The sequence below is a fragment of the Pedobacter sp. 22226 genome (assembly GCF_052045455.1).
Taxonomy (GTDB): domain Bacteria; phylum Bacteroidota; class Bacteroidia; order Sphingobacteriales; family Sphingobacteriaceae; genus Pedobacter; species Pedobacter jeongneungensis.
On sequence record NZ_JBQEPB010000008.1, the window covers coordinates 361,590 to 368,564 of the forward strand.

Genomic DNA, 6,975 nt, shown 5'->3' on the forward strand with positions numbered 1-6,975 from the left:
ACAAATGAAAAAAAGTTACCTGATCTTAACGCTCTGCCTTGCAACACTGATGTTTAGCTGCAAAAAAAACAATGAAGCAGCTCCTGATGTAAATCTCTCTGTTAAAGGAGAAACCATGACAGCTAAAGTGAATACTAACGTTGCATTCTCTGCCGGAACGAATAATGGAAAAGGCTTTAATCACCAATGGAAACTGGATGGTAAAGTAGTAAGCACCGCGTATAATTTTGATTTTATACCCACGCAGGCTGGTACTTATCTAGTAGAATATACTGCAAGTAACAATGTGGGGGCATTCTCTCATAAGTACACTGTAACCGTTCCTGTTCCGGTAGTGGCCATTACGCCAAATAGTACCAAATTTATTACTACGGTATTTGAATATTTACCAGCACCGGGCCAGTTTATTAATGAAAGTTTAGGAAGCCTTGCAGGTGCACAAAAAATTATTGGCGATGTATCTCAAACCGGCCTTGTTAGTTTAGGTGGCTTTGGTGGGTACATTATTTTCGGATTCGATCACTCTGTGGTAAATAATACCGGTGCTGATTTAGCCATTTACGGCAACCCGATTGGTGGAACAACCCCATGGGCCGAGCCGGGCATTGTGATGGTAAGTCAGGATGTGAACGGTAACGGAAAACCTGACGACGAATGGTATGAATTGGCGGGCAGCGAATACAACAATCCTTTAACCATTAAAAACTACGAAATCATTTACACCAATCCAAAAGGTTTCGCTAATGTAAGCTGGATGGATAACCAGGGCAACAGCGGCACCTATGATGTAAACAATTTCCACAAGCATAATTTCTATCCTGAATTTGCACTAGACCAGGAAAAATTAACGTTAAAAGGCACCCTGCTTCCATCTACCTGGGGTAAAAATGGCAGCATTTTCATTAACAGCGCTTTCCCATGGGGTTATACCGATAGCTGGTCTATTGATGATGATTATGCCACTAAAAGATACAATAGTTTTGATTTAGACTGGGCCGTTGATAAAACCGGAAAGAAAATCGCTTTAAATACCATCGATTTCGTAAAAGTTTATACTGGTCAGCGGGAAAAAGGGAATACGCTTTTAGGAGAAATATCAACCGAAGTTAAAGGCGCAATGGATTTAGGGATCAAATAGTTTTCTTAAAAGAAATTACACTGGATTCACGCTCTTTTATAATTCAATAATCTTATTATGAAAACAAAATTTATCATCACCTTAACGCTTTTATCAGCCGTGCTTTTTTCTTGTAAAAAAGAAAATGCAGTTGAAAAAGAGGGCGAAGGGGAAAAGCCTGTTACTAACCAATCGCCATATTTAAATAAAATATATGAATTTAAACAGGCGCCAGGACAATTTACCAACGACCTTGTTAAAACCGATGTATTAATCGGCAGCGCGGGTAACGGCCTCGTTTCACTTGGCGCTTTTGGTGGATTTATCGTATTTGGATTTGATCATAGCGTAACCAACGCAGCAGGAGCCGATTTGGGTATTTACGGTAATCCGTTAATCGGCGCAGATATGGAATTTTCTGAACCCGGAATCGTCTCAGTAATGCAGGATGTAAACAAAAACGGTCTGGCTGATGATGTTTGGTATGAACTGGCCGGAAGTGAATACAATGCCTCAACCACCATCAAAAATTATAAAATTACCTATTATAAACCAGCAAAAATAACCGACGATATCCGCTGGACAGATAATCAGGGTAAAGAAGGACTGGTATTGAGGAATCAGTTCCATACACAGGATTATTTCCCCTCATGGTCAACCGCCAGTGAAATTTCTTTCACCGGAACATTGCTTAAAAACACCCTTACTCCAGGCGAGATTATTACCAACAAACCTTTCGCCTTTGGTTATTCGGATAATGGCTCAAGTGAGTACATCGCTTTGCAGGAATCGTTGGGAAGGGGATATAACACCTTCGATATCGATTGGGCAATTGATGCCGCAGGGAAAAAAGTAAATCTGACTTCAATTGATTTTGTAAAGGTGTACACCGGGCAAAACAGCAATGGGAATCCTTTTAGTCCGGATAATGACAACGATCGTTCGCGCTACCTGGGCGAAATCTCAACCGAATTTGGTGGAGCGGTTGACCTTAAACTTTTAAAAAAATAGGTTAATAATACCGAACCATTTGAAAAATCCAAACTTTTATTTTTAGGTACACCAAAGAACAACAATTATCCTTATTAAAAAACAATCCATAAAATAATTTAATTTTTAACGTAATCATGAAAGAAGAAAAAAAGAAAAAAAAAGTTAGTAGGAATAGAAAGAATATTTTGGTATTTTTCTGTGTATCAATAATATTATTGTTGACAGTTAACGGATGTAAAAAAGATTTTGATGTCCAGTCAAATAATAAATCTGCTTCAGATAGCGACAGGCTAAAGTTGAGTAAAAGTGATTTTAACAATCTTTATCAAAATCTTAGAAAGGTTAATGATAAACAAAGCTTAGCTGACTTTCAAGAACTTAAAAGTTCCAATCCAAAATTCATTTCTCTAGGTATTGCAAATAAAGACTCGAAAGTAAGCAGTGCCGCTTTAAAGCTAAGTACCCAGAAATTTAATTCACGGGCTTTATCAATGGTCAAGCCAATTACACAGGCTGTACAAACTGAAACAGGAGATAACCCAACTTATGATGATGTTCTTGATGAAGTAGTAGATGATGAAGCATTTAAAGCGATTCTAAGTGAAAATGGGGAAATCCAAGTTGAAGATATAGTTTATAAGGTAACGCCTTATGGTACCTTTTTTGCACGCATTGAATTTGAAAATGATCTTCAATACCTTGTAGATGTAACTTACAGTTCATTTGACTACAAATTAAGATTATATGACAAGCAGACGCCTATAAGATTTGATGGTTTTCCTATGGAAGGTACGGAAACAAAAGATATGATAAGAGTAATGAAGACTGTATTTTTTATAGACTCTTTTCTTGAAAGCAATGAACCACCAACAATAGTTAATACAGACGAAGAAATCGATACATACCATAAACAGGGTTGGCATCTTTTTCCTCCAATCCCGGACCCAGCACCAACAGCACCAACTGAAAATGATAACATTCCTTTAGAGAGGAAACAGATAAACTACTTGGCGGTTGTACCAACAGCTTCTTTACAGGAGGATTCTGGTCCAGCATATCAAAATATGCTTGATTATGAAATTAATTTTAGCAAAGGTGCAGGTAGCATTCTGCAAACCATTTTTGAGAACTCTACAAGATATCATAATTTCAATGATAATTACAGGACTAGCGTGTTGATGTACAACCGTAATTATGGAATTTTAAAAACTTTAGGGTTAAAAGTGAAATTTCAAAAGAAAGGGTGGTTGTGGTGGAATAAAAGGGAGACTGAGGAAATTAGAGGAGGATGGGACTATATTGCTTACAAATCAGCTATATCGGTTCCAAAAATTTCCTTGCCAAATAATGATAACCCACCATCTACTGGTGCTCCTTACTTAATCAATCCATATGAAAATCCTTATTATGCTTCACCAATGTGGTCTACTACAAACAGTATAAGGTATAATTTATACGGATGGAAATTGAAAAGAGGTAGTAATGAACTTTTCACTATTGCAATACCAGGGTGGTTTATACCATTTAGGCCAGAAGGCATTGATGTAAAATCAAGTATGTTTAAGGGGGCGGTAAAAGCAGGATGGAATGAGTTGAAGAAAGTATTGGTTAAATCTGCACCTCCATCAGGCCCTTCAATAATAAATAACAATGCCAATAATTATAAATTTCCGGTTTATTCTTTAGACGGGGATGGTGCTATAAGATGGTTGTCTATTAATGATATGGAAAATATGCCGAAAAGCTTTAATTCCACGATTATAAGAAATGATGTTTTAAAGGACGACAAAATCCAATCATTCGTATCCCCATATGAAGTAGTAACTTATAACGATGATAAAATTGATATCCCTTTAGATTTTTCTACTTCAAGTATTACCATTTCAACAAATCCGAGCAGTATTGCCTTTAGTGCGGGACAAATTGCTAAATCATTATTGACTGAAGAATTGATTACAAATTTTGAAGTTCAGGGAGCAAGTGTTTTTGGTACTGTCAAATATAATAACGAATGGAGGGGAATTAGATTAAAAGTTAGAATGAAAGAATAGTAAAAGAAATACTATTCTAGTTATACATTTAAATAGGGCGGCAGGAATAAAAGCCTGTCGTTTTTATTGTATTTAATTCCTTACAGATGCCTTTTATTTTGGCTGATACTCATACTATCTGTTATGGATGAAAAAGAACCGCTAGGTTGATGATTGCTAAGATTGATTACCGGTTTTATAAACAAGAAAAGTTTGCACTTTATTTATGTAGAACATACTTCCTGTAGCTTAATTTCACAATAATTAAGTCCAGATTAAATTAATTTTTTTTTAAAAATACGTATTAAATAAGAATGAATACAAAACTATATTTAGTTGTGCTGATGCTTATTTTAGGAGATGCTCTAATGGCTCAGAACATTACCAAACAGGAAAAGGGCTATTTCAATCTTACAGAGTTTGGATACCATATTGTAAATCATATTTATGAGGCAAAAGTGGAGCCAAATAGGTATGTTGGTGCAACGTCTGGTTCATATGCATTGAGTTTAAGAAATATTAATGGTGTGTTTTTAACCAATAACATATCTATCGGAGCAGGCATTGGCTTAGAGAATTACACAGACAATAATAACTATTACTTAAGCAATAATTTGTTCCAATTATTTCTGGATGTTAGATATTATTTCAAAAATCAAAATAAAACATTCTTTGCTTATGGTAACGCTGGCACAGGTTTGAAAGTAGATAATAATTTCAGAAAAGGAGCAATGTTTAACCTTGGAAGTGGGTATAAGTTTAAAGTTGGACCAAAAGCTGGAATACTTGTTAGTTTAGGTTATAGTGATCAAACAATCAGAATTAATCCGTCTATGACTAAAAAACGTTACTATGGTATAGCTGCTAAGGTTGGATTACTATTATAGCGATGCATTTATAGTGCGGCATCTGGTGATTTAGATGGCATCGTAAATTTAAAATTTTAAAAAAATAAATACACAATATGAAACAATTTAACTTTAAGCAATTTTTAGCAGGCGCATTATTTCTTACAACAGGATTATACTCTTGTAAAAAAGACAATGTAGAGAATCTGCAGGTAGATCCTGTTGAAGGTAAATATAAAAATGGCTTTTTTGTAATAGCAGAGGGCTCCATTGGGCAGAATTCAGGTAGTGTGAGCTTTTACCATTATGGCGACGATACCCTTAATATCAGGGTTTATGAAAAAGAAAACCCGGGTAAAATATTATCAAATGCGGCGAAAACAAGCACCTTACAATTTGCCTCCATTATTAATAGCAGCATCTACCTGATGAGCAAAGTAAACGGACCTATCGTAAAAATAAACGAATACACCTTAAAAGAGGAAGCCAGATATGTGCAGGAAGCCAGCAACTGGAGAAGCATTATACAGGTTGATGGAAACAGGGGATTGGTAAGCGCAAACGACGGCGTTTATCAGATCGACCTGAACACACTGGCTGTGCAAAATAAACTGACTACAGTTGGTACGGTAAATACGGGCGACATGTGGAAAAAAGGTGATTATGTGTACCTGTTACAGAGCAACGGAGCCAAAATTGTATCTGCCAATAATTATTCGCTTGTAAAAAGTTTCTCTAACATTAACCGTGGGTTTGCGCAAACGCCAAACGGAAAAGTTTGGGCTTCAACAGGTAGCAGGTTAATTGCCATTGATAACAACCTGGATACTGCTGGTGTAGCACTAAAGGTGGCAGTGGGTACATTCGCACTTGAAGCGCCGACAAGGCTCACCGCATCAACCAAAGAAAATGCCGTTTTCTATCATTCAGGAAAAGCCATTTATAAATATGTAGATGGTGATGCCACTTCATTAGCCCAACCTTTTATTACCATTACCGAAGATCCCTTTATGGTTTATGGCGCCATCCGTTACGATAAAAACAAAGATTACATCGTGGTTAATGGAATTCAGGGTTATGGTGCAGCTTCTACCGTTAACTATTTACTAATCTATAATGCATCTACAGGTGCTTTGGTTAAAAGAATTAAATATGGTGGTGATGGCGTTACCACTGATTTTACAAAAATATTTTTTAATGATTTAGCCATTTTCCATTAAAATATTATAATGCCTCAAATGTTAAGGGTCTGCAAAATTATCATTGCAGGCCTTTTTTATAAAGCTTGATTTTAATACTACAAGCCCTTATTTATAAACCCGGTAGTAGCGGCAGCCTCCGGTTTTTCATCGGAGCTACAGCGGATAACGGGATTGTCGTTTCCGAAGTACTGCCAACTTTCCTTTTCAGAAAAGAAACTTTACTCGTTTTTGCACATCGATAAAGCCTATTTTTTTGCCACGGAAGAACAGAAAACACGGACAATATTTTTTGACACTAAAATAATATTAAAATATACTGAAATAGACTCGTTGAAGACTAAATTAGTGTCTCGCAAGAATCAAATCATGTCAAAATACAGTGAAATATACTCACCGAAGACTGAAATATACTCATTGAAGACCAAATTATTGTCTCGCAAGACTCAAATCATATCAAAATACAGTGAAATATACTCACCGAAGACTGAAATATACTCATCGAAGACTGAATTAGTGTCTCGCAAGACTCAAATCATATCAAAATGCAGTGAAATATACTCACCGAAGACTGAAATATACTTATCGAAGACTGAATTAGTGTCTCGCAAGACTCAAATCATATCAAAATACAGTGAAATATACTCACCGAAGACTGAAATATACTCATCGAAGACTGAATTAGTGTCTCGCAAGACTCAAATCATATCAAAATACAGTGAAATATACTCACCGAAGACTGAAATATACTCATCGAAGACTGAATTAGTATCTCGCAAGACTCAAAT

5 protein-coding genes are annotated in these 6,975 nt (G+C 36.1%); all 5 read left to right on the top strand.

Annotation, left to right across the window (positions count from 1 at the left end; translation table 11 throughout):
- Window positions 1-4 precede the first annotated feature (4 nt).
- The 5 genes from ACTJKC_RS19585 (at window position 5) to ACTJKC_RS19605 (ending at window position 6,208) form a co-directional block, all read left to right on the top strand.
- The gene (locus ACTJKC_RS19585; RefSeq protein ID WP_440794546.1) at window positions 5-1,138 is read left to right on the top strand and encodes a PKD-like domain-containing protein; all 1,134 of its coding nucleotides are present in this window, start codon (window positions 5-7) and stop codon (window positions 1,136-1,138) included.
- 57 nt (window positions 1,139-1,195) lie between these two features.
- Complete coding sequence (locus ACTJKC_RS19590; protein ID WP_440794548.1) at window positions 1,196-2,128, top strand: PKD domain-containing protein; 933 nt, start codon at window positions 1,196-1,198, stop codon at window positions 2,126-2,128.
- Window positions 2,129-2,244: 116 nt separating this feature from the next.
- Window positions 2,245-4,161: a hypothetical protein gene (locus tag ACTJKC_RS19595; RefSeq protein WP_440794550.1), complete on the top strand. Its 1,917-nt coding sequence runs from the start codon at window positions 2,245-2,247 to the stop codon at window positions 4,159-4,161.
- A 293-nt stretch (window positions 4,162-4,454) separates the two neighbouring features.
- Window positions 4,455-5,027 (top strand): hypothetical protein, encoded by a 573-nt coding sequence (locus tag ACTJKC_RS19600; protein WP_440794552.1) that lies wholly within the window; start codon window positions 4,455-4,457, stop codon window positions 5,025-5,027.
- A 77-nt stretch (window positions 5,028-5,104) separates the two neighbouring features.
- Window positions 5,105-6,208, top strand: coding sequence for a DUF5074 domain-containing protein (locus ACTJKC_RS19605; protein ID WP_440794554.1), 1,104 nt, complete (start codon window positions 5,105-5,107; stop codon window positions 6,206-6,208).
- Window positions 6,209-6,975: the final 767 nt, after the last annotated feature.